The sequence below is a fragment of the Ruegeria sp. C6 genome (assembly GCF_056537625.1).
Map to the genome: position 1 here is coordinate 274586 of NZ_JBQFRW010000002.1, position 23630 is coordinate 298215.

Annotated in this window: 19 protein-coding genes; 18 read left to right on the forward strand and 1 reads right to left on the reverse strand. The window is 56.0% G+C overall.

Features of this window, described 5'->3' with window-relative positions:
• Positions 1-17 precede the first annotated feature (17 nt).
• From ACR0MJ_RS08920 to ACR0MJ_RS08985, 14 genes are all read left to right on the forward strand, one after another.
• Entirely contained in the window at positions 18-1244 is a 1227-nt protein-coding gene (locus tag ACR0MJ_RS08920) for an extracellular solute-binding protein (protein ID WP_170394097.1), read from the forward strand.
• Positions 1245-1307: 63 nt separating this feature from the next.
• Positions 1308-2336, forward strand: coding sequence for a carbohydrate ABC transporter permease (locus tag ACR0MJ_RS08925; RefSeq protein WP_170394095.1), 1029 nt, complete (start codon positions 1308-1310; stop codon positions 2334-2336).
• A 1-nt stretch (position 2337) separates the two neighbouring features.
• Positions 2338-3219, forward strand: coding sequence for a carbohydrate ABC transporter permease (locus tag ACR0MJ_RS08930; RefSeq protein WP_170394093.1), 882 nt, complete (start codon positions 2338-2340; stop codon positions 3217-3219).
• A 178-nt stretch (positions 3220-3397) separates the two neighbouring features.
• Positions 3398-4387, forward strand: coding sequence for a nuclear transport factor 2 family protein (locus ACR0MJ_RS08935; protein ID WP_480760670.1), 990 nt, complete (start codon positions 3398-3400; stop codon positions 4385-4387).
• A gap of 132 nt (positions 4388-4519) precedes the next feature.
• Entirely contained in the window at positions 4520-5056 is a 537-nt protein-coding gene (locus ACR0MJ_RS08940) for an ester cyclase (protein WP_170407056.1), read from the forward strand.
• 4 nt (positions 5057-5060) lie between these two features.
• The gene (gene hisD / locus ACR0MJ_RS08945; protein ID WP_170394087.1) at positions 5061-6392 is read left to right on the forward strand and encodes a histidinol dehydrogenase; all 1332 of its coding nucleotides are present in this window, start codon (positions 5061-5063) and stop codon (positions 6390-6392) included.
• Complete coding sequence (locus ACR0MJ_RS08950; protein WP_480751483.1) at positions 6389-7441, forward strand: ester cyclase; 1053 nt, start codon at positions 6389-6391, stop codon at positions 7439-7441. Before hisD ends, ACR0MJ_RS08950 begins: the two co-directional genes overlap by 4 nt.
• A 1-nt stretch (position 7442) precedes the next feature.
• Positions 7443-8210, forward strand: a complete 768-nt coding sequence (locus tag ACR0MJ_RS08955) for an SDR family NAD(P)-dependent oxidoreductase (protein WP_480760671.1) — start codon at positions 7443-7445, stop codon at positions 8208-8210.
• Positions 8210-9229, forward strand: coding sequence for a LacI family DNA-binding transcriptional regulator (locus ACR0MJ_RS08960; RefSeq protein ID WP_480760673.1), 1020 nt, complete (start codon positions 8210-8212; stop codon positions 9227-9229). The genes ACR0MJ_RS08955 and ACR0MJ_RS08960 overlap by 1 nt, the downstream gene beginning before the upstream one ends.
• The gene (locus tag ACR0MJ_RS08965) at positions 9226-10215 is read left to right on the forward strand and encodes a nuclear transport factor 2 family protein (RefSeq protein WP_480760675.1); all 990 of its coding nucleotides are present in this window, start codon (positions 9226-9228) and stop codon (positions 10213-10215) included. The genes ACR0MJ_RS08960 and ACR0MJ_RS08965 overlap by 4 nt, the downstream gene beginning before the upstream one ends.
• A 152-nt stretch (positions 10216-10367) precedes the next feature.
• Positions 10368-11330 carry a cupin domain-containing protein gene (locus tag ACR0MJ_RS08970; protein WP_480568280.1) on the forward strand — a complete coding sequence of 321 codons (963 nt, stop codon included), beginning with the start codon at positions 10368-10370 and terminating at the stop codon, positions 11328-11330.
• Between the two features lie 102 nt (positions 11331-11432).
• Positions 11433-12557: a cobalamin-independent methionine synthase II family protein gene (locus ACR0MJ_RS08975; RefSeq protein WP_480760678.1), complete on the forward strand. Its 1125-nt coding sequence runs from the start codon at positions 11433-11435 to the stop codon at positions 12555-12557.
• Positions 12554-13258, forward strand: a complete 705-nt coding sequence (locus tag ACR0MJ_RS08980) for an alpha/beta fold hydrolase (RefSeq protein ID WP_480760681.1) — start codon at positions 12554-12556, stop codon at positions 13256-13258. Before ACR0MJ_RS08975 ends, ACR0MJ_RS08980 begins: the two co-directional genes overlap by 4 nt.
• A 463-nt stretch (positions 13259-13721) precedes the next feature.
• On the forward strand, positions 13722-14444 hold the full coding sequence (locus ACR0MJ_RS08985; RefSeq protein ID WP_170561885.1) for a response regulator: 723 nt from the start codon (positions 13722-13724) through the stop codon (positions 14442-14444).
• On the opposite strand, the gene ACR0MJ_RS08990 is transcribed toward ACR0MJ_RS08985, so the two are convergent.
• Entirely contained in the window at positions 14423-15835 is a 1413-nt protein-coding gene (locus ACR0MJ_RS08990; RefSeq protein WP_480760685.1) for a sensor histidine kinase, read from the reverse strand. The genes ACR0MJ_RS08985 and ACR0MJ_RS08990 overlap by 22 nt on opposite strands.
• 264 nt (positions 15836-16099) lie before the next feature.
• Here ACR0MJ_RS08990 and ACR0MJ_RS08995 point away from each other — a divergent pair, with 264 nt between their 5' ends.
• The 4 genes from ACR0MJ_RS08995 (at position 16100) to ACR0MJ_RS09010 (ending at position 23435) form a co-directional block, all read left to right on the forward strand.
• A complete protein-coding gene (locus tag ACR0MJ_RS08995) occupies positions 16100-17875 on the forward strand; it encodes a type I secretion system permease/ATPase (RefSeq protein WP_480760687.1) in 1776 nt (591 codons plus the stop codon).
• Between the two features lie 39 nt (positions 17876-17914).
• Positions 17915-19246, forward strand: coding sequence for an HlyD family type I secretion periplasmic adaptor subunit (locus ACR0MJ_RS09000; RefSeq protein WP_480760689.1), 1332 nt, complete (start codon positions 17915-17917; stop codon positions 19244-19246).
• A gap of 323 nt (positions 19247-19569) precedes the next feature.
• On the forward strand, positions 19570-20232 hold the full coding sequence (locus tag ACR0MJ_RS09005) for a hypothetical protein (RefSeq protein ID WP_480760691.1): 663 nt from the start codon (positions 19570-19572) through the stop codon (positions 20230-20232).
• Positions 20233-20540: 308 nt separating this feature from the next.
• The gene (locus ACR0MJ_RS09010; RefSeq protein WP_480562190.1) at positions 20541-23435 is read left to right on the forward strand and encodes a calcium-binding protein; all 2895 of its coding nucleotides are present in this window, start codon (positions 20541-20543) and stop codon (positions 23433-23435) included.
• Positions 23436-23630: the final 195 nt, after the last annotated feature.

Consider the following 23630-nt stretch of genomic DNA (forward strand, 5'->3'; position numbering starts at 1 on the left):
CCTAGGGAGGAATCAAAATGTTTCTAAAGAAAATCGCATTGGCCGGGTCACTGACCGCCTTTGCTGCGAGCGCGGGTTATGCCTGCGAGATCACGGATCGGGTCAACATCGTCGGCAACGAGTTTGCCGCCATTCAGGCTGTGGCCGCTGCCGCAAAGGAATGCACGGGCGCATCTGTTGAGTCCAACCTGACATCCGAACACCAAACCATCAACGTGGCCGGTCTGTCGGGCAATCCGTCGGAATACACCTCAGCCATCATCGCCAACAGTTCGATTGTGGCGTTGATGAATGAAGACGTCATCCGACCGCTCAATGACCTGGTCGAAAAACATGGTCAGAACCTGCAGCCGGGACAGTTAATCAAGATCGGCGATGACATCATGGCCATCGCCTTCATGGCCAACGCTCAGCACCTGATGTACCGCAAGGACGTTCTGGAACAGGCAGGCGTCGAAGTGCCGACCACGTATGAAGAACTGCTCGAAGCGGCCGAAGCCATTCGCGCGCAGGGCATAATGCAAAACCCGGTTGGCGGTGCTTATGCTGCGGGATGGAATCTGGCGCAGGAATTCAACAACATGTTCCTTGGCTATGGAGGTACTCATTTCAAGCCCGGCAGCGCAGAGCCCAACGTCAATACCGAGGCCGGTGTCAAAGCGCTGAACATGATGAAGGCTTTGTCCGAGTATATGAACCCCGACTTTCTGACCCATGATTCCAATGCCACCAACGCGGAATACCGCGCGGGCAATGTGGCGATCATGAATATGTGGGGGTCACGGGCGTCACAGCAGACCACAACCGAAGGTGTCTTGCAGGAAGTAATCGATGGCCATGCCATTGCAGCGCCGCTGACCGTGGGTGGCGGCACGACTCCGGCCTCGACCCTTTGGTGGGACGGATGGACCGTCGGCAAGAACATCTCGGATGAAGAGGCTGAGGCGACTTTTGTCGCGATGACGCATGGCGTCCGCCCCGAAATGTTGAACGATGAAACCACGCCGCTGGCAGTCTGGTTGATCGAAGGGTACGAACCCGCAGACGACGCGCAGGGTGTATTTGACGCTGCCAAAATGGGCACGACGCCTTATCCGATGCTGCCCTACATGGGTTTGATGCACAGTGCACTTGGCAATGAACTTGCCGATTTCATGCAGGGCAAGGAAAGCGCTGAACAGGCGCTGGCCGATGTCGAGGCCGCCTATCGCGCCGCGGCAATCGAACAGGGCTTCCTACAGTAAAACGCCCCTCGCGGGTGCCCAATTCGGGCACCCGCCCAATCAAGCCGACACGGGAATTGCGACATGCGCCATAAGACATTCCTTTGGTTTTTCCTGCCCACAGGACTTGCAATGCTGCTGTTCATTGCAATGCCCATCGTCTCGGTGGTGATCCAATCCATTTACGCCCCACACCCGGCGGTTCTGGTGGAAGTCGAAAACTGTACTCCGCTTGTCGGGTGCACAACCGAGACCACCATCGATCAGGAAGCCACCGCAGCGCTTCGTGCCGAACAACCATTGGGCAGATTTGTCGGGCTGGATATCTACTTTGATCGCGGCCACCTGGCGATACAGGAGGTTGGCGAAATCTGGGCGGCGAGTGACACGTGGGGTGACCTTTTCTCAGAGGTCGGAAACTTGCCCTTCTATCGGGCCATGGCCTTTACGCTGACCTTCACATTCATTGTGACACCCCTCACGATCATTCTGGGGCTGGTGATTGCGCTGGCGGTGAACTCACTGCACCGGCACCTCAAGGGTTTGATGATCTTCTTCTCGCTCTTGCCCATGATTGTGACACCGCTGATCGGCTCGCTCATTCTGTTTTGGATGATTGACAGTCGTGGCGTCATCGGCAACGCCCTTGTAAACTTGGCCGGAGATCCGGATTTCAGTCTAAAGGCTTCGACCGGGCTGATGTGGGTGGCGCTGATGGTTTATGGCGTCTGGAGTTCGGCCCCCTTTGCCTTCGTGGTGTTCTATGCCGGTTTGCAAACTTTGCCCAAAGATCAGATCGAGGCGGCCCAGATCGATGGGGCAACCCGCTGGCAACAGGTCAAATTCGTGGTTGTTCCCCATCTCATGCCACTGGTTACGTTTGTTGCGCTGATCCAGTTGATGGATAATTTCAAGGTGTTTGAACCGATTATTGGTTTCAGCGCCGGTGCCCATGCGCAATCGCTCAGCACTTTCATCTTCAACGACCTCGGCGGTGAAACGCGACAACTGTCCTCTGCAGCCGCTACGTCTGTGATCACGATTATCGGGGTCGCCATTCTGTTGTCGCCCGTGCTTGTCCGCACCTGGCGTGACTTCAAAGGAGCTAGATAACATGGCCAGCCGTGCGCAAAGAATGCCCAAAAGCCTTCGGATTGCTTCGTCGCTTTTTGTGATCCTTTGGTTCATCCTGGCCGCTTTCCCGTTCCTCTGGACGGTTTGGGGGTCGTTCAAGGTAGAGCTGGATTTCTTCTCGATCGCCGATTGGACGAACGCACTAACCGGCGCGCGGACCGAGGCAGTTTATGGCTCACCCTTTACCACCACCGGTTACGAAGGGGCTTGGATTCAGGAAGAATTTTGGCGGAATGTTCTGAACACGGGGATCGTTTGCGTCTTTGTGGTCGCCATCTCGCTGACCATCGGAACGCTGGGGGGCTATGCGCTTTCGCGCTCGAGCTATAACTACACATTCTGGCTTTTGATCACGGCGCTGATCTTCCGCGCAATGCCGCCGATCACGTTGGTTTCGGGTTATCTGTTGCCCTTCTTTGAATGGAATATCTGGGGGATACTTCCGACGACAATTATCGTACTTGTCGCGATCAACCAGCCGTTCACCCTGTGGATGCTACACGCCTTCTTCAAGAACATCCCCAGCGAGCTTGACGAAAGCGCAAAGGTCGACGGCTGCAACCAGTTTCAGGCCTTCCGCCGTGTGATCATTCCGGTGATGTGGCCGGGTGTGATCACCACGGGGCTGTTCTCGTTTCTTCTGGCCTATAACGACTTTGCCGTTGGGGCGATGCTGTTGTCAGAAAGCAACCGCACAATGGTTCCAGCCATCGCCGCGTTCCTTGGTACAACGCAAACCGAGGGCAACGTAATGTTCGCCGTTGCGGCCGTGGTTTCTGCGACGGTTCCGCTGTTCATCTTGGTGATGTTCTTCCAGCGTCAGATTGTGGGCGGTTTGACCGCCGGGGCTGTGAAAGGCTGACGCTGATGGGACGCACGCATCCTCAGTCCGTATTTGCCCATGCGCACGCAGCCAGCCTGAATATGGCTGCGTGCCGGGCAAGGCGACCAGGGCGAATTCCTTTTGCTTTGATGCGCGCAGGGCCTTGCGGGGCGTTTCTCCGCAGACGCCTTGAACAGATCCTATAGAGACAAAGTTAATGGAACGCCTCGACCGTAAACCCTTTCTGAATTTCACCGCCGCGCAACGCCATCCAGGCAATTTCCGGCCAGCCTATGAGGGATTCTTCGCCCCCGGTGCACATGTCAACGTGGTGCATCCTTTCAACGAGGTCGCGGGTGGCCTCGGGCTGCACGATCACGTCATCGCCCCGCTCGCAGCCTCCTTCGATGGGCTTTTTCGGCGCGATGATATCGTCATGGCCGGTGTATTTGAAGGACAGGGCTGGATCAGCGCCACCGGCTATTTCGTCGGTCGGTTCTCGCGCGACTGGCTTGGTATCCGCGCCACAGGTGAGCTTGCCTATCTGCGCTTCGGCGAGTTCCACCGCATGCAGGATGGCAAGGCGGTGGAGAGCTATATCTTCTTCGATATCCCAGAACTGATGCTGGCTGCAGGGCAATGGCCGATCACCGATAGCCCGGGCAAGACCCGTGGCTTCACCGGGATGATTCAGGGTCCAGCAAGCCATGATGGCATCTTGACCACGCCGCAAGACCCAGTCGAGGGGGCCAAGAGCTATTGTATGGTCACAGAAATGCTGGCCAAGCTTGCCACCAAGAACGAGGCCTGGCGCCCGTTCTGGCATGACAACATGGTCTGGTACGGCCCCGGCGCCTTCGGTTCTTTCGTCGGGCTCGAGAGTTTTGCAAGCTTCCAGGTGCCTTTCGAGGCCACCTTCGAAGGTTGGTCCGGAGGTAGTGCGGGAAATGGCATGACTGCGCATTTCACCCGCTTCGGCGAAGGCAATTACGTATGCTCGGGTGGCTGGCCTTCCTTGACTGGTGTCCAGGTGAAACCCTTCCTCGACCAGCCCTCAAGCGGAAAACGCGTCTTCATGCGGGTCTGCGACTGGTGGCGTCGAGAGGACGATCTGTTGGTCGAAAACTGGGTTTTCGTCGACATCCCGCATGTGTTGTTGCAGCTGGGATATGACCTTTTTGCCGACATCGCCGAGCAAGCCGCATGAGCAGCTCTGCAAGACATAACGCCGTTGGCCGCCACCCGGCGCTCAACCGGATGCCGAGGGATTTTCTGTCAGCTGATTGAGCTACCCGATGAAGACAGAATTTCTATTGGCACCAATACAAGGATGAGAAAGATGAAGGGTTCCCGCCCGGAACAGGCCGTGCTGACACGTGATACGGACCTCGACAAAACAGAAGACACCCGCCGTGTGATTGAAACCATGGTGGATGGTCTGAACGATCACCGTATCGATGACATCGGCGAATTCTTCTCGGAAGGCTTCCGCTGGATGGGCAATCAGGGCTGTGGCACAAAAACTGGCCTGAAACAGTTTCAGGACAATTGGCAACGCCCGTTTCAGGCGGCTTTTTCGGACAAGACATGCATCGACGAAGCGCGCCTTTACATGGGCGAGTGGGCGGCTGCGTTTGGCCGACAGGAAGCAACCCATTCGGGTGAGTTCCTGGGGATCGCCCCCACCGGAAAGCGGGTCGAGATCCGATATATGGATTTCTGGAAAGTGGTCGACGGCAAGATCGTCGACAATTGGGTGAATGTGGATTTCGCCCATGTAGCGGCACAGCTGGGTGTCGATCTGTTTAACGGTGAAGGCTGGGAAGCATTTGACCGGGGTGAGAAGTCTCCGCCCCGGCCTGAAACTAAGGATTAGGACAATGACAATCGAGTATCTGAAACGTGGTAAGTCCGATGCTGACCGGGCCGAGGATGACGCCAAAACACGCGCTGTCGTCGAAGCGACACTGAAAGACATCGAAACACGTGGCGATGCTGCGGTACGCGAGCTAAGCGAGAAGTTCGATAACTATTCGCCAGCATCGTTTCGGTTGTCTCAAGACCAGATCGACGACCTGATCAATCAGCTGACGGATCGAGAGCTGGCGGACATCAAATTCGCGCAGGAACAAGTGCGCAACTTTGCACAAGCTCAGCGCGACTCGATGCTGGATATCGAAGTTGAGACTTTGCCGGGCGTCATTTTGGGCCACAAGAACATCCCCGTACAATCGGTGGGCTGTTATGTGCCCGGTGGCAAATTCCCGATGGTGGCCTCGGCACATATGTCGGTGGCGACGGCCTCGGTGGCGGGCGTACCACGCATCATCGCCTGCACCCCTCCGTTTCAGGGCAAACCCAATGCAGCGGTGATCGCCGCCATGTATTTGGGTGGGGCTCATGAGATTTACGTGATGGGCGGCATTCAGGCTATCGGCGCCATGGCGTTGGGAACCGAGACGATTGATCCGGTTCATATGCTTGTCGGTCCGGGCAACGCGTTTGTCGCAGAAGCCAAGCGACAGCTTTTCGGCCGCGTCGGTATCGACCTGTTCGCCGGCCCGACCGAGACCATGGTAATCGCAGATGAGACCGCCGCAGACGCAGAGCTGTGCGCGACCGATCTTCTGGGTCAGGCCGAACATGGTTATAACAGCCCCTGCGTTTTGCTGACCAACTCGCGCAAACTGGCCGAGGACACGATGGCCGAGGTCGACCGGCTGCTGGGCATTCTACCGACAGCGGGCACCGCAAAAGTATCGTGGGAGGAATATGGCGAAGTGATCGTCTGCGACACGTATGACGAGATGCTGCAGGTCGCCGATGACATTGCATCAGAACATGTGCAGGTCATGACCGATCGCGACGACTGGTTCCTTGAGAACATGACTTGTTATGGCGCATTGTTCCTTGGACCGCGTACCAATGTCTCGAACGGTGATAAGGTTATTGGCACCAATCACACGCTACCTACCAAAAAAGCTGGCCGCTATACTGGTGGTCTATGGGTGGGTAAATATCTGAAAACACATAGCTATCAAAAGGTTCTGACTGATGAGGCGGCAACCTTGATCGGCGAATATGGCTCGCGCCTATGTATGCTCGAAGGTTTTGTGGGGCACGCCGAGCAATGTAACGTCCGCGTACGGCGTTACGGCGGCATCAATGTCCCCTACGGCGCGCCTGCACCTTACAGGGACGCCGCAGAATGAGTGACAGGCATACTGAGCACAAGACCCTGATCGCACAGATCAGGGCTGCGATGTATGACTTTACCGAAGCCGGTGTCCGGCAGGCGTTGGATCAGATTTGTTCTCCCGACGCTGTGTTCCATCTGAGCTATCCGTTTGGTGACACCAATGGGAGTAGTGCTTATTACGATTGTTGCTATCGCGATCTTCTGACCGCATGGCCCGATCTTGAGCGCCGCGATTATATCGTCATGGCTGGACCTGATGAATTCGGGGCTGATTGGGTTGGATGCGGCGGGTACTATACCGGCACTTTCGCGGGGCCATGGCTGGAGATTCCGCCGACAGGCCATCAGGTCACCATGCGGTTTCACGAGTTTTACCGGATCGAAAATGGCAAAGTCGCCGAGGTGCAGGCGCTTTGGGATATCCCCGAAGTGATGATGCAAGCGCAGGCCTGGCCCATGGCACCCGGTTTGGGGCGGGAATGGCATGTTCCGGGACCAGCGACGCAGGACGGGCTGGTGCCCGGCCCGTATGACAAGGCCAAGGGCAAAGAGACCTGCCAGCACATTGTCGACATGCTGGATCATCTGACCAAACATCCCGTAGAAGGTGGTCCGGAGGTGATGGAGTTGGAGCGGTTCTGGCATCCTCGGATGAACTGGTACGGCCCCTCGGGGATCGGCACAGGGCGGGGTATCGCGGGGTTCCGTAATTGGCATCAGATTCCATTCCTCAACGCAATGCCGGATCGCGGGCAGGATGTAGATGACATCACCTGTCATTTCTTTGGCGACGGTGACTATGCGGCTGTTACGGGTTGGCCCAACATGATCCAGACTGTCACCAATGATGGCTGGATGGGGATCGCACCGTCGGGCAAGAAGATCACGCTGCGCAGCCTCGATTTCTGGCGGCTTGAAAATGGCAAGATTCGCGAGAACTGGGTTCTGGTTGATCTGCTGGATACCTATCGCCAGCTGGGTGTTGACGTCTTTGCCCGTTTGCGAGAGTTCAACAAGGCGCGCGTTCCGGGCCGCATTCCATTTCCGGTTGGCGAGGTCTGATATGTCCCAATTTCCCAGCACCCCAAGTTTCAATCTTAACGGCAAACGCGCATTGGTCGCGGGCGCGTCGTCCGGTATCGGCATGGCCTGTGCCGTAGCGCTGGCAGAGCATGGTGCCGAAGTGACACTGGCGGCGCGGCGCAAGGATGCGTTGCAGGATCTGGCAACAGAGATGAACGCTCGGGGATGGTTGGCGAATATACTTGAACTGGATGTTTCTGACGTTGCAGGCACTGCTGATGCTGTGGCGCAAAACGGGCCATTTGATATCCTGCTGAACTCAGCCGGTCTGGCCCGACACAGCAGGGCCGTAGACACACGGCCCGAGGATTTTGATGCGGTAATGGATGTCAATGTCCGAGGGGCCTATTTTCTGACCCAAGCGGTGGCAAAAGGACTGTTAGAAGCTGGGCGCCCCGGATCGCTGATGAACATCTCCAGCCAGATGGGCCATGTAGGCGGGCGGGAAAGGGCAGTCTATTGCGCTTCAAAATTCGCGGTCGAAGGCTTTTCCAGGGCGATGGCGCTGGAGTTCGGTCCTGCAAAAATTCGGGTCAACACGATCTGCCCAACTTTTATTTTGACCGATTTGACCAAGTCGACTTTTGATGACCCGGACAAGCGCGCATGGATATTGGACAAGATCAAGTTGGGCCGCCCGGGCGAGATCGAAGACATCATGGGGGCAGTGGTTTATCTTGCCTCGGATGCATCGGCTTTGGTGACGGGCACCGCGTTGATGATAGACGGAGGTTGGACAGCAGACTGATGGCGGCGCAAAAAGTTACATCCATGGAGGTCGCCCGCCTCGCCGGGGTCAGTCAGTCTGCCGTTAGCCGTGTGTTCACTCCGGGGGCTTCAGCCTCGACGAAGACGATTGAAAAGGTGCGTCAGGCCGCCAAGCAACTGGGCTATCGGCCGAACGTCCTTGCGCGTGCCGTAGTGTCCGGCAAAAGCCGGATCATTGGGCTTGTTGTGGCGTATCTGAATAATCAGTTTTATCCTGAAGCACTGGAAAGGTTGACGAATTCGCTGCAGGAGCGCGGCTACCATGTGATGATATTCATGGCGTCGAACCAGGCCGAAAACGTAGATAGCGTGGTCGAGGAATTGCTCGACTTTCAAGTCGACGGCATAATCGCGGCATCGGTGGCCCTGTCGTCGACCTTGTATGAACGTTGTCGGACCGTTGGCGTACCGATGGTGTTGTTCAATCGGGCACAGGATGACCTCACTATGTCATCGGTTACATCCGACAATGTCGCCGGTGGCCGAAAGGCAGCCGAGTTTCTGCTGGCTGGCGGTCATGAGAAGATCGGATATATCGCCGGGTGGGAGGGCGCTTCGACCCAGCGCGATCGCGAAGCGGGGTTCGTAGCGGCCCTGCAAGAGGCGGGTGTCAAACTGCACGCCCGTGGAGCCGGGAACTTCATCGCTGAACAGGCGCGTGAGGCAACGCTACGCATGTTCGCGTCCGATCCACCGGACGCTGTGTTCGTGGCCAATGATCACATGGCGATCTCTGTGATGGACACGCTGCGGTTCGAGTTGGGCCTGCAAATTCCGGCCGACGTCTCGGTTCTGGGATATGACGATGTCGCCGTTGCCTCTTGGCCAGCCTACAATCTGACAACTATTCGTCAGCCTGCCAATCGGATGGTTGCCGAAACCGTCGATATTCTACTTAGCAAGATCGAAAATCCCGCTGCTGCGCCCCGCCGCACCGAGATTGACGGACCTTTGATCGTTCGCGGCTCCGCCCGCATACCTGAAGGATGGAAGACATGAAGGGATTTGATCCCAAATTCAAAGATTTCCCGGACTATATCATCGGCATCACCAAAGAGATTTGGGAAGACCGTGGCATTGCGACTCTGCATCAATATTACAGCCCAGACATCGTCGTCCGCTCGCCCGGTTCGGTTGTGTTGGGTAACCAGAATGTCATTGGTGCAACAATGGCCACGTTGGCCGAGTTCCCCGACCGTCAGCTGCTGGGCGAGGATGTGATCTGGTCGGGCACCCCGGAAGAAGGCATGCTGAGCTCGCATCGTATCCTGTCGACCGCCACGCACCGGGGCAATGGTGTCTATGGCAAAGCCACCGGAACACGCTTGCGATACCGAATTCTGGCCGACTGCCACGCCATCGACAACATGATCGATGACGAATGGCTGATCCGAGATCAGGGTGCGATTGTTCGGCAAATGGGCTGGGATCCCAAGGAATATGCCGCCGATCTGATAGCGCGTGAAGGTGGGGCCGAGGCCAGTGTGAAGCCTCTGTCACCCAACAACGACATCGAAGGCCCCTACAAGGGGTACGGCAATGACAATGAATGGGGACACCGCCACGCGGATCTGCTGACACGGATAATGAATGCAGATATGGGCGCGATTGAACGAGAGTATGACCGAGGCGTGCAGACCGAATATCCCGGCGGTGTCACGGGCCATGGCTGGGATTCGGTTGATCGGTTCTGGATGTCTTTGCGTGCCGCCATGCCAAGCGCAACCTTCACCATCCATCATCAGATCGGGCGCGATGATCCGAATATGCCGCCCCGCTCGGCCCTGCGCTGGAGCTTGCATGGCAAGCATGACGGTTGGGGCGTGTTCGGCAAACCCACAGGCGCTGAGTTGTATGTGTTGGGGATCAGCCATGCCGAATGGGGCGAGTTGATTGGAGGCTACATCAGGCTGCGACGCGAATGGACCTTGTTCGATGAAACCGCGGTCTGGAAACAGCTTCTGTTGGAAACCGGGGATCTCTGATGTCTCGAACGCGCGTCGCATTGGATGCCAGTGAAGGAACCCGGCGGTACCACGGCCACCGGGCGTCCTTGCGGGCGCGGCGGCTGAATAATCGCCCTCCGGGTGCATGAGGATCGAGACCTCTTGTACCAATTCAATGAACGGAGACTATTATGAGCACGATCCAACAACGCATTGTCCGCTACGGCGAACTGCAGCCTTGTAAAACCGCATTTATTGACGCGCACACGCCCGGTTCGGACCAGAAGGAAAACTTTACCATCGTAGGCGGTGGCGTATCCGAAAGCCCCGATCAGCATGTCCACATCACCGACAAAATCGGCTTCAATATTGGCGCGGCGGGGCAACCTCCGAAATGCCGGAATTCGCTGCACAGCCACACCACGGCCGAGGTGTTCTTTGTCGCCAAAGGACGTTGGCGGTTCTTCTGGGGTCGCTATGGCACTGCGGGTGAGTTTATTGCCGAGGAAGGTGACATATTTAACATTCCAACTGGCATCTTTCGCGGTTTCGAAAATGTCGGGCAGGATTATGGGATGATCATGTCGATCCTGGGCGGCGATGATGCGGGTGGCGGTGTCACCTGGGCACCACAGGTGATCGAAGACGCGCAGGCGCATGGGCTGATGCTGGGCGACAATGGCGTGCTGTATGACAGCAAGAAGGGTCAGGAACTACCCCACAACGTGCGCCCCATGCCGCTGCTGACCGAAGAAGAGCTTAAGAGCTATCCGGAAGTTCCGGTCGAAAATGTTATCGGCAAATATGTGGCACGCTATTGGGATCTGATGGCGCTTTCCGCTAACAAGCCAGCCAAAGTGATTGGCGAAGATGCCCTGATCAAGGATAAGCCGGGGTTTGAGGTCGATTTCCTCGGACGCGGCTCTTGTTTGAACGAACCCGTCGCGGCGCATATGCCCGTCGTCCTCATGCCTGCGAGTGGTCATTGGCGGATTACAGTCGATGGCTATGAAACAACTTTGTCCGCAGGCGATACAGCGCTGGTTCTGTCAGGTGAAAGCTACAGTATCGTGCCCTCAATGACCGGAGAGGCCGGTCTGTATCGTATCATGGCAACTGACGATCCCGCCGGTGCTACCTGGACCGGAGCATAAAGGCAAAGTTGCGCGCTCCGATCTTTTTCGGGGCGCGCAGTATGTGACCCGTGCTTCACTTTGGATTCGGCACAGGGAAGTAATTGAATTGGAGATGACAAGATGACCCGAATTTCAACCACCCATGTGGGAAGTCTGCCGCGTAGTCAGGAAGTCGTCGATTTCATCTTCGCGCGTGAGCGGGAGGAACCGTTCGATCAGACAGATTTTGATGCCTGCATGACGAACGCGGTGTCCGAGACCGTAGGCAAACAGGCTGCAGCGGGGATCGATATTGTATCAGATGGCGAGACTTCGAAAATCTCTTACGCGACCTACGTCAAGGACCGCTACACCGGGTTTGCAGGCGACAGCCCGCGCAACGCTCCGGCTGATCTGAAGATGTTTCCGGGCTTTCTTCAACGTTTGGCGAATGATGGCGGAACTCCGCAATACGCGCGGCCCATGTGCGTAGGCGACGTGCGCTCGAAAGGGCAGGGCGAGTTGCAGAAGGATATCGACAACCTCAAAAGAGCCATGGCTGAGCACGGGATTGAGCGCGGATTTATGAATGCTGCCAGCCCGGGTGTGATCTCTCTTTTTCTGCAGAACGACTATTACCCGACGCGCGAGGCGTATCTGGCCGCGCTGGCCGATGCGATGAAATCCGAATATGAAACCATCGTCGCGGCGGGCCTGGATATTCAATTGGATTGTCCCGATCTTGCCCTGTCGCGCCATATGCTGTTCACCGATCTTTCTGACGAGGAATTTGTTAATATTGCCGAAATGCATGTCGAAGCGCTGAACCATGCATTGCAGGATGTGCCCGCCGACAAGGTTCGGGTTCACATCTGCTGGGGCAATTACGAAGGTCCGCATTGCTGCGATATCGGAATGGACAAGGTGTTCTCGACTTTGATGTCAACCAAGTCGCGCTATGTGCTGTTTGAAACCTCGAACCCGCGCCATGCACATGAGTGGACAGTGTTCCGCGAACGCAAGTCCGAGATACCGGATGACAAGGTACTTGTGCCGGGCGTGGTCGATACCACCACGAACTTTGTCGAACACCCTGAATTGGTCGTGCAACGTCTTGAGCGGTTCGTGAACATCGTGGGAGCGGAGCGGGTGATTGGCGGATCGGATTGCGGTTTTGGCACTTTTGCGGGGTTTGGCGCTGTCGATCCTGATATCGCCTATGCCAAACTGGGCGCGCTGGCCGAAGGGGCTGCTCTGGTCAAATGACACCACTTGTCCTTTTGCCGGGCATGATGTGCGATGCTCGGCTATTCTCGCCGCAAATTGGTGCATTGTCTGGCAGATATCCGATATTTGTCGCCCCCATTGGTGCGCATGATACGATGCAGGCTTTGGCCGCCGAGGTTATAAGTCATGCGCCCGACCGGTTCGCATTGGCAGGTCTTTCCATGGGAGGCATTGTCGCGATGGAAATACTGCGGCAAGCACCGGGGCGTGTAGCGGGGATGGCGTTGATGGACACCAACCCGCTGGCAGAGGCGGATCAGGTTAAGGTAAGGCGTGAGCCCCAGATAGAGGCGGTTAAAAACGGTCGGCTACGCGATGTGATGGCCGAGGAAATGAAGCCCAACTATCTGACCGATGGCCCTGATCGACAGGCAATTCTGGACCTATGCATGGATATGGCTATGGCCTTGGGGCCGGAGATTTTTGTTAATCAATCCAAAGCCCTACGAGATCGCCCGGACCAAAGTCACACATTGCGCGCTTACAAGGGATCTGCGCTGGTCCTTTGCGGCCGTCATGATGCGTTATGCCCAGTCGAACGCCACGAATTGATGCATGACCTGTTGCCGCAAAGCCGGTTGGAAGTCATCGAACACGCGGGCCATTTGCCAACTCTGGAACAACCGCAGCAAACCACGGTGGCGCTGCTGCGCTGGCTGGAGACAATCGAAGCAATCTAAGCCGGATTTCCGCAAGGCCGTAGATAGCCCTGGTGGAAACTGACTACGATATTACTCTGTCGGACTTGGAGCCTCTTTCGTAGCGTGGATGCAGCAGTAACGTTTAAGGGTTTCAGAAGCACCCAAATCTTGTTCAGAGCCTACTGTCGTGATCAAAACTGCACTTAAGTCGGGGCGCACGCGATACACCAAATACAAGGCCTGCTACCAAGTCTCTGACGAAGATTGTTTTGTTGCACGCAGCCACCTGCGGAAGGTGGCGGAAGTTGGAGGAATTTGCTGTTTGGAGTGACAAATTATTCAATCGTCCGGAATGCCCCGGTGGATGATTGTCTGGTTTAGCCATGAGTGGCGATTGCGGTCGCTGCGTACCGGACAGTTTGATCGTTCTCTGCAACATTGACAGCTTCGAATAGCAAATGTTGTTATCGTAACGACAGGCATCGTCCCGAGGAGAAGAGCTATGCAAGACGTCGCGGATCAATCCGCTGGCTATGATGAGCACATTCTGATTTGTGACGATGACATCGAGTTTGCTCAGGGTGTTTGTGCATTTCTGACTGACAAAGGGTACAAAATCGAACACGCGCAAGATGTACCCGCTGCGCGGTTGATGATGGCTGATGAAACCTACAGCTTGTTTCTGCTGGACCTCGTGATGCCAGGAACTAGTGGTAAGGTGTTATGTCACGAGATCGCTTCGCGCATAGATGCCGGGATCATCATGATCAGTTCGATTGATGACGACGCCGAGCGGATTTCCCTGCTGGAACTGGGCGCGGATGATTACATCATTAAACCATTCAACGAGTTGGAACTCCTCGCGCGCGTGCGTGCTGTGCTGCGCAGGCGTGCTGGTGGAACGCAGGGAAAATCCCGGGTTACCCGGTTCGGAGAATGGGAGCTTGTTGAAAACGAGCGGCATCTCAAAAGCGAGGATGGTCGGCTCATCACCCTCACCTCAAGTGAAGTGCGCGTCATGCGGTTTTTTGCTGAAAATCCGGACGTGTTGTGCACCCGGGAAGACCTACTTGCCGTCGCTCGAACGCGGCAGCATGGCGGAGCAGGGGACAGGAGCGTTGATGCTCTGATCAAACGGTTGCGGTCGAAGATCGAGAACGATCCATCAAATCCGGAATATATTCGAACGGTCTGGGGGCAGGGTTACATCTTTCGTCCAGGCTGAACTCCGGAATCAAGCGGCAAAAGCACATTAGCCCTAAGGCCCCCGCTAGGGCGGTTTTCAAGCGTAACAGTGCCCCCCTGATCGACAACAATCGCCCGGACAATAGCAAGGCCGAGGCCTGTGCCGGGTTCGGTGGCTCCAAGTCTCTGGAAAGGCTCAAATGCTGTTTCAAGTTGTTCGGCTGGGATACCTGGTCCTTCATCGTCTATGTGAATTGCGGCCATATCGTTCGACGCGGTCAAAGAGACATTTGTTCGACCCCCGTATTTGACCGCATTCTCCAACAAGTTTCTAAGAACCCGGGTAAGCGCGTTATGTCTTCCTTTGACCACCGCAGATTGTTCGATTGTGCAGGTCACATCGCGACCCGCCTCAACCTGTTCATCTACAAGCGCCTCAACCAGTGAGCGCAAATCCAGGCGTGCAAGCTCTCCATCGTGATGCGTTTCGCGGTTGAGGTTGGTGACGGAGTTTACAATATCGCTGATGGTTTCCAACCGCTTGAGCAGTTGCTCTTTGGGTGCTGTTGGTTCCAATTTCTGGATCGCATCGTGCATCCGTGCAATCGGTCCCTTCAGGTCATGCCCGAGGCTACGAAGCAAGGTTGTCTTGTACTCAAGCGCCAGAACAATCCGGGCTTCCATGCGATTGAACGCAATAATTGTGTGGCGGATATCAATGGCACCCGCCTCGACGAGTGGGCCGACTTCTTCACCCCGGCCGATCAACTCGGCATTGACGGCCATCGCGCTCAGCGGTCGCATCACTTTCTGAATAAGAAACGCAAGTGCGCAAAGCAGGGTAAGCGCGACCAGACTGTCGATTGAGCCAACGATGACCAAAGGTACAATGTTCTTGTTTTTCATGAGCAAATAGCAGTTCAGCCATTCGTCATCATCCTTGAGCCGGACCGAAAAAACGCTCACCAGAAACGCGTCAACGCTTTCTGCATCGATAGGTTCGCCCGAGTGGCTCTTGAACAGTTGCAACAGCGCGCTTTGGTCGTGTTTGGCGTCAACGACCGTGTCTGCCACGGACAGTTCCGCGACGGCGATCCCACGGTGTTCCAGCCGCGCCGTCAGCCAGTTAGCCAGATTCGGGCGGTCGCGGCCATTGGCCAAAGTGGTTGCTGCATCCTGCGTGCCGACCCTGACACTCCATTCTGCAGGAAAGAAACCAAGCGCTGCTTCGGAGCGGCTGTCAGGAGGCACGCGGGCCAGGGTTGAAACCACCTGCGCAAGAAAGGCATCGCCCCTGTTTCGGATCTCTTCAGCGCGAGAGTTTCGGATCTGGACCACGTCGGTGACTACCGAGAACACGCCGACAATCGTCCAGCTGATAAGCACGATGCTCATAACTTGTGTTCGAAGTGTCAGATCATTCCAGCGCATTGCGCGTAGGCTCCCTGTCCCATCCCCCTGACTTGGGACGCTAATTCAAATACCGCCGCATTCCCAAGCGGAAATTGCAACCGCCATGCCGCTGATGATGCAAAGGGGTTTCACCCACCGGTACCGCACTTCCGGGCACCCGGTTTCGTCAGCTCGGTAAACAACCGGCCAAATTCGTCAATTGAATCAAAGTGTGACAAGCCCTTGGGGCATCGGCGGCTGGTCTCCAAGTATCACCCACAGAGTTTTTATTGGGAGCCAGCTATGTCAAAGCATTCATCCGTTCATCCACAACTTGCCAGCGCCCGGCGCGCGCTGAGGGGCAATCTGATTGCCACCGGCGTTTTCAGCGGTGTTGTGAACCTATTGATGCTGACAGGGCCGATTTTCATGCTTCAGATCTATGATCGCGTGATGTCTAGCCAAAGCGTGAATACGCTTGTCGCGCTCAGCACACTTGTCGCCGGTCTGTACTTGTTCATGGCCTTGATTGACGGCGCGCGGACCCGTGTGCTGGTTGCCATGGGGCATCGCTTTGAACAAAGGCTCACCCGAACAGCGTTTGATTGCACTTTGTCCGAACCGTCGCGCAACCGTCCGGGTGGCAACCCGGCGGCGGCAATTCAGGATGTCGAGAAAATTCGCGGTTTCCTGTCGGGCCAAGGTGCCGGAGCTTTGTTCGATCTGCCGTGGATCCCGGTCTATCTGGGATTGGTTTTTGCCATGCACATGTGGCTGGGTATGGTCGGTGTAGTTGGCGCGCTGGCATTGGTTGCCATTGCCATCGTTACGGATATCAAAGTCCGCGCTGCCGCGTGCGTTCAGTCTGAGCATTCGGCCAAGCGCAACCGTCTGGCAGAAGCCAGCCGCCGGAATGCCGAAATGGTTCGCGCGATGGGGATGCAGTCCAATCTTGGCAAGACCTGGCAGGATGTGAACGATCTCCACCTTGGTGCGAGTGCTAAGGCGGCCACTACTGTCGGAGTGTCTGGTAGCTTTACCAAGGTGTTCCGCCTGGCACTTCAGTCCGCCGTTCTTGCGGTCGCCGCTTATCTTGCCATCCATGGACATATATCGGCTGGCTCAATCGTTGCGGCATCGGTCATCATGTCCCGCGGCTTGCAGCCCATCGAGACTCTGGTCGGTAGTTGGCGCAATCTGGTTGCTGCCCGGCAAGCATGGGCTCAGCTGAAGCAAACTCTTTCTGGTGACGAAGCTGACCATCGTATTTCTATGCCCAAGGCACAGAAGTCGCTGACCGTTGACGGCCTGATCGCTGCCCCTCCGATGGCCACCGCCGCTGTTCTCAAAGGTGTTGGTTTCGATATGAAAGCAGGCGAGGCACTGGCTGTGATTGGGACGACCGGCAGCGGAAAATCAACCTTGGCGCGCACACTTGTTGGTGCATGGTCGGCGGCCAAAGGCAGCATCAGCCTCGACGCTGTGCCGATCGACCAGTACCTGCCTGAGGAGCTTGGCCCCCAGATTGGCTTTCTGCCGCAGGATGTTGAGCTGTTTGACGGAACGATCGCCCAGAATATCGCGCGTTTTGATCCCGAGGCGACGGACGAGTTGGTGATTGCCGCCGCCAAGGCAGCGGGTGTTCACGAACTGATTGCTAGCTTCAAAGACGGCTATGCCACCTCGGTTGGCGAGCGTGGCGCGGCCTTGTCCGGTGGTCAGCGACAGCGTGTTGCCCTTGCACGCGCGCTTTATGGTGATCCATTTCTGGTGGTTCTGGACGAGCCCAACTCGAATCTGGATGCCGTGGGTGAGGCCGCACTGAACCATGCCATTCTCGCCGCCAAGGCACGCGGGGCGATTGTGATCGTCATCGCGCACCGGGCGAGCGTGCTGGGTTCAGTCGACAAGATTCTGATCATGGAAGACGGTCGCGCCGGAGATTTTGGTCCTCGAACAGAAGTGATGGAGCGGTTGCGTCAACGCAATCAGGCCGCCGCCGGAGCTGCACAGCCTGCCGCTGAACAGAAGACCGTCGAACAACCCCAAAAAACAGAAATCGTTGCCGCCACGGGCTGACCCAGTCCCGCGCTGTAAACAGAATGAATGGAGGAAGTCATGAATACCAACAAGAATTCCAGCACGAACACCAAAGGGTTTAGGGATCGTTCTGCCCAATCCATCGGCTTTGGTCTGGTCGCAATTGCTGTGCTCGCCATAGGATTCGGTGGTTGGGCGATGAAAGCCCCGATGTCCGGGGCGGTCGTGACGGCTGGTAGTGTGGTGGTCTCGTCCGACCTCAGAGCTGTGCAACATCCCGACGGAGGTATTGTCGGCGCCATTCACGTCAAAAACGGAGATAGGGTTCAGGCTGGCGATGTTGTTCTGACACTTGATGATCAGCTGTTGTCAGGCAGTCAAGCTTTGGTCGATGACAGGCTCGTGGCGCTTGAAGCGCAGTTAGTTCGTCTGACGGCCGAGCGCGATGGTCTGGACGATCTTGTACTGTCCGAGGAGCTTGCGGCCCGAAAAGACGAAGACAAAGTTGACCGCGCACTCGCAACGCAGCGCGCGGTGATGGAAGCACGTCGTCTGTCGCAGGATGGTGAGGTCGCGGCCTTGGAAGAGAAAATCGAACAGGCAGAGCAGGAAATTGTGGGCCTGGAGGCGCAGCGCGAAGCTTCCGAAGAAGAGATCAAACTGATCGACAGCGAATTGGAGGGTCTGACGCAGCTCTTTGAAAAGGGTTTAGTGCCTGGTACCCGGGTGACGACTTTGCAGCGTCAAAGAAGCAGTCTTGTCGGTAATAGTGGCGGCCTGACCTCTCGGATCGCAGTCGCCCGTGGTCGTATCAGCGAGACGCGTATCCATATCCTGCAACTGGAAAAGACTTTCCGCGAGCAGGTGATGAACGAGATCTCCTCGCTGGAGGTCGAGCTGGATGGCTTGAAAGAACGTCGGAGCGCGGCCGCGTTGCAGCTGGCGCGGGTTGACCTTCGGGCTCCGGCGGATGGCATCGTGCACGAGTTGGGTGTGCATACAATCGGCGGCGTGGTGTCTCCGGGCGAAACGCTGATGCAGATCGTGCCCGAGGATGACGGGTTGGTGGTGACCGCTAGTGTCATGCCACAGGACATCAACAATGTCGCCTTGGGCCAGGCTGCGAGCGTGATGATCGGGGCGTTCGATCAACATGTTGCCCCTCGGTTGGATGGGCACGTTGAGTTTGTCTCGGCTGATTTGAAAACAGATCAGATGACTGGCTTACCCTACTACGAGGCGCGGGTTGCACTAAGCGAGGAGGCTGTCGGACTTTTGTCTGACCGCCAGTTGAGCCTGCTGCCGGGTATGCCGGCTGACGTCTTCATCGAAACCGGCGAACGTACCTTGTTCCAGTACCTTCTTGATCCTCTCAGTAAACAAATCCGGACCACGTTCCGGGAGGTCTGATCGACCGCATGATGTGAGCTGCCCAATAGGAAGAAACAGCTAAAACCAGCGCCAGAAATGGCGCTGGTTTTTTCGATCCTGAAGGCGAGGAGGGGCGAAGGTGGTACCTGAGCGGGTGCTGGTCCACATCTTGGAAGCGCGTCCTGTCTGAAAAGAGATGATGCCCGGCTTGAGAGCCTATTTTTGTCATACTTTGTAACAATTTAGCCCCCTTTTTCGCGTTGTAATGAAGGGGTCGGATAACCACCTTTTTGTTATACCCGAGGAGGAAGTTTCTAAGATTTTTTGGGTGCTAAACAAAGTGTGTAACAAGGAGAAATACAATGAAACATGTAACCGCTACGAGCTTCGAGAAAGCCAACGACGATGTCATCGCCGTGCCCCCGATTCAGCCTTTTCCAAAGTGCGGAACCGAGGTGCCAAACAATGGTGAAGACCTGGTGGCTGTAAATCCGTTGCCGATTAATCCGCTGGTTGCCGATCCCATCGAAGATCTGGTTGCCGTGAACCCGCTGCCTTTTGGTGCGGTTCCTGCCGGTGAAGGTGACGACGTCACCGCAGTTTCCCCGATCATGCCTGACCCCCGGTGTGGTACCGAGGTTCCGCAGGATGGTGAAGACCTGATCGCAGTAGCCCCGCTGCCTTATGGTGCGGTTCCTGCTGGTGAAGGTGACGATGTGACCGCAGTTTCGCCGATCATGCCTGATCCCCGTTGCGGCACCGAAGTGCCACAGGACGGTGAAGATCTGGTTGCAGTGAACCCGCTGCCCTTTGATCCGATCGTTCTGGATCAGGGTGATGACGTCATCGCTGTACCCCCGATCCTGCCGCTGCCCAAATGCGGCACCGAAGTACCGGAGGATGAGTATGACCTGACGGAAATGGCGCCTCCGCCGCTGTGCGAGATCGTACCGACTGCAGGCGGCGAAGACATCTGCGGAACCCCCGTTCCGACCGACAGCTTCTTTGTCGATATGGTCGCCTAAGTGGGGCGAAAACTCAGCGATCATCTATCGCTGCACAACCAAAATCCGGGCGTCTTAGTTCCTGTTGAAACGGACGCCCGGGCAAACAAAGGGAAAACCAAACTCACCGGCTGGGGCCTGAAACAGGCGCCAGCCGGATTGCTGGTTTTCTCAGGCCGTGGATTCCATTTTTGTCATACTTTGTAACAACTTAACTGGCTTTCGCCTGTTGAGATCAACAGCCTGAAAAACCACATCTTTCCTATGATCTGTGATGCGTATGGGCCCGAACCTCGGGTGTCGACCATCCAGGAAACAGGAGGAAAGACATGAAACATGTTAGCAAATCAAAATTCCAGCCCAACTCGGCGAGCACGCTCAACATATCGGTTGGTCTTGGTGAAACGGATGACGATCCTATCGTGATCCCGCCGGTTAGTCTGCTGTCGGAAGAAAGCAGCGAATTGCAGGACTACGTCTGGGAAGATTCAGCCTCGGACGACGAGACTGTAGCCAGCAACAAACCTGATATTCCCGTCTGGACCGGTGGTAAATCACCTGGCGATGGCCACAGCGGTTGGTGGGATAAATATGGGACCCATCTGCATGACACCAGCGGCACCTATGTCGGCCGCGATGTCAAAGCCCGTGGTGAATACAATATGGCCGATGGTGAGGTGAGCTTTGAAAACCTGATGCACCGTCTCTCAAGTGGGCAAAGCAAGGGGACATATCTTTACACCCGTATCGAAGGGAATGACGGGGATAACGTCATCCACGGTTGGAACCCCGAAAACTGGGATAACTATGATGGCGGCACCTCGATCAAGAATTACTATTCCAACTATCATCATCGGGACAATATCTCGGGCGGTGACGGAGATGACATCATCATCGCCTACCGTGGGAACGACCAGTTGTTCGGTGATGGCGGTAATGATGTCATCTATGGTGGCGGTGGCCACGACTACATCGATGGAGGTGAAGGTGATGATCAGCTGTTCGGCGAATCCGGCAACGACAAGATCATTGGCGGCGGAGGCAAGAACATCCTTGTTGGCGGCGAAGGCGATGACATCCTGATTGCCGGGAATGAAGGCGACAAACTGTACGGTGGTACTGGTAACGACCTTCTTGTCGGCGGTGACGGTGATGATGTCCTGTTTACCGGGCATATCGACGAAACCTCTGCCGACACGCTTTACGGTGGAAAAGGGGCCGACACGTTCGTTATTGGCTCTGTGCCTGAACCAACAACTCATGATCCCAACCATAACCAATCGAATGGTCTGGGCGAAGAGTGGCTGGAAGAGGCAGGTAATCTGGCACTCGCCAAGATGCTGCCAGGCGCGAAGCTGTTCATCAACCTTGCCAGAGGCCTGATCGACGGGATCAAGAACATGTTCAAGACAGAGGAGCAGGTTGTCGAAACCGTCAACCCGCCGAAGGTGTCTCTGGTCGAGATCCTCGACTTCAACCCGCTTGAAGACAAGATCATTGTACCAGTCAACGTGGAGGGGCCAGTAACGCTGGACCTGCAGGCATCGATCGTTGATGGCGCGGCATTCGATCTGGTTGCGCTTGATCCGGCCGACAACAAGTTCAAGGTGATTACAACCTTCTATTGGGATGAGGCGTCGAACATCTTTCCGGGCGCAACAAGTATCTCGCAGCAGAACACAGATGCCTTCATTCAACGGTTGAAAGAAACCGCTCTGATCACGGGGCCGGATGGTGCGCATTATGGCTTGGGCCAAAAGATCGACCTTGGCCTGAGTAGTGAAGACCTTGCAGGTCTTGGAACCAGCAAGTTCGTCACATTCGGGGCGTTCGGCGGTGTTTCGATGGTCGGCTTTCATGACGAGGATCGTCAGTTGGGAACAAACCACAACGACGTTCTGCAAGCCTATACGTCCGAGCGCGATACCCACGGCGGAAACGAGGCCGAAATCCGCAATGACGGCAATGATGTTCTCTACGGCTTTGGCGGTGACGATATCATGGCTGGCGGTGGCGGCTTTAATAAGCTGTATGGTGGAGAAGGCAATGACACGGCCTGGTATGGTGACAGCCTGAGCGGCATCTATGTCGACATGAACAACAAGGCGGAAGATGCCAGCGGTGAGTATTACTGGGCCTGGCATGGCAACAGCGCCAATCCGTTCGATCTCAATGACGAGATTCGCGACAAGGAAGGCTATGATCTGCTCTGGAGCGTCGAGAACATCTATGGCAGCGACCATGATGATGTGATCATCGGCGACGACGGCGATAACGTCTTCACCTCGGGTGATGGCAAAGACGTGCTGACCGGTAACGGAGGAGCTGACACCTTCATTCTGAACGGCGGCGAGAACACGATCACCGATTTCGATGCCAATGAAGGCGATCGGATCGAGATCGATCTAGACGCTTATGGGATGACCGGTTGGTTTGATCTGGATCACCGCATCGAAAACGGCCAGATCGTGCTGTTCAACAAGCTGACAGACGAGATCATCGTGCGCTATGACGATGACGGAAACGGTTTTGACCCGTCCTACATCGACCTGCGCAGCCTGGTTGGCGACGACAAAGGCGGTTATCAGGTTGTCTATGAACCGCCCTTTGGCGCAAACACGCTGGAGTGGTTCGAGAAGTACGGCAACCGGATTGATGCCGAGGTGGGCGAAGAGATCACCACCGTAGATGGCACCGATAGCTGGGACTATATGGTTGGCGATACCGGCAGCGGTGGATTGACCCTGAATGGTGGTGCTGGTGATGACTACATTGTTGGCGGTGCGCTCAATCAGTTCGCTACTCTGAACGGCGGCGACGGCAATGACACCATCGTGATCCGCAAAGGCGCGATGATCACCAATGCAAATGGTGGAGACGGCGACGACGTCATCATCCTTGATGCAGACCAGTCTTCAGAAGCCGGGTTTGCCAATATGTTCGGTGGCGAAGGCAGCGATACTTTTGTCATCACCGGCCCGGGCAGCCAGTATGGTGGTCAGGTGATCCGGGATTTTGAGGCTGACGACTCGATTGTTATCGATCTGGAAGGGTTCGGGATCTCGTCTCTGGATCAACTTCAGATCGAATGGCGTTCCAGCACTCACTGGGTCACGGCAAATGGCCAAAAGGTGATCAGCGTACAGGGTGTTGATGAGCATTTCGATGTCATGCAGCACATCAGCGAGCTGACGGCTCAGCAATCACAGGATTGGGGTCTCTGATCATCGCCTGATAACAAAAAAACGCCTCAGCCGGTCTGGATCGGCTGAGGCTTTCTTAACAGTTCGATCTGGCAATAATGCAAAGTTAATTATTGCGACATTCCAAATTTGGCGAAGACTCGCGCAACTACACCGATCTTTTGCTCAAACCCCGCCATAACCCACTGACCTACAGCGTTTTTTAGCGCATCAAAA

Coding starts and splice junctions, on each gene's coding strand:
- ACR0MJ_RS08960 (WP_480760673.1), top strand. CDS start 8,210: ATGGCGGCGCAAAAAGTTACATCCATGGAGGTCGCCCGCCTCGCCGGG.
- ACR0MJ_RS09000 (WP_480760689.1), top strand. CDS start 17,915: ATGAATACCAACAAGAATTCCAGCACGAACACCAAAGGGTTTAGGGAT.
- ACR0MJ_RS08955 (WP_480760671.1), top strand. CDS start 7,443: ATGTCCCAATTTCCCAGCACCCCAAGTTTCAATCTTAACGGCAAACGC.
- ACR0MJ_RS08990 (WP_480760685.1), bottom strand. CDS start 15,835: ATGCGCTGGAATGATCTGACACTTCGAACACAAGTTATGAGCATCGTG.
- ACR0MJ_RS08935 (WP_480760670.1), top strand. CDS start 3,398: ATGGAACGCCTCGACCGTAAACCCTTTCTGAATTTCACCGCCGCGCAA.
- ACR0MJ_RS08970 (WP_480568280.1), top strand. CDS start 10,368: ATGAGCACGATCCAACAACGCATTGTCCGCTACGGCGAACTGCAGCCT.
- ACR0MJ_RS08925 (WP_170394095.1), top strand. CDS start 1,308: ATGCGCCATAAGACATTCCTTTGGTTTTTCCTGCCCACAGGACTTGCA.
- ACR0MJ_RS08920 (WP_170394097.1), top strand. CDS start 18: ATGTTTCTAAAGAAAATCGCATTGGCCGGGTCACTGACCGCCTTTGCT.
- ACR0MJ_RS08985 (WP_170561885.1), top strand. CDS start 13,722: ATGCAAGACGTCGCGGATCAATCCGCTGGCTATGATGAGCACATTCTG.
- ACR0MJ_RS09010 (WP_480562190.1), top strand. CDS start 20,541: ATGAAACATGTTAGCAAATCAAAATTCCAGCCCAACTCGGCGAGCACG.
- ACR0MJ_RS09005 (WP_480760691.1), top strand. CDS start 19,570: ATGAAACATGTAACCGCTACGAGCTTCGAGAAAGCCAACGACGATGTC.
- hisD (WP_170394087.1), top strand. CDS start 5,061: ATGACAATCGAGTATCTGAAACGTGGTAAGTCCGATGCTGACCGGGCC.
- ACR0MJ_RS08975 (WP_480760678.1), top strand. CDS start 11,433: ATGACCCGAATTTCAACCACCCATGTGGGAAGTCTGCCGCGTAGTCAG.
- ACR0MJ_RS08940 (WP_170407056.1), top strand. CDS start 4,520: ATGAAGGGTTCCCGCCCGGAACAGGCCGTGCTGACACGTGATACGGAC.
- ACR0MJ_RS08965 (WP_480760675.1), top strand. CDS start 9,226: ATGAAGGGATTTGATCCCAAATTCAAAGATTTCCCGGACTATATCATC.
- ACR0MJ_RS08930 (WP_170394093.1), top strand. CDS start 2,338: ATGGCCAGCCGTGCGCAAAGAATGCCCAAAAGCCTTCGGATTGCTTCG.
- ACR0MJ_RS08950 (WP_480751483.1), top strand. CDS start 6,389: ATGAGTGACAGGCATACTGAGCACAAGACCCTGATCGCACAGATCAGG.
- ACR0MJ_RS08995 (WP_480760687.1), top strand. CDS start 16,100: ATGTCAAAGCATTCATCCGTTCATCCACAACTTGCCAGCGCCCGGCGC.
- ACR0MJ_RS08980 (WP_480760681.1), top strand. CDS start 12,554: ATGACACCACTTGTCCTTTTGCCGGGCATGATGTGCGATGCTCGGCTA.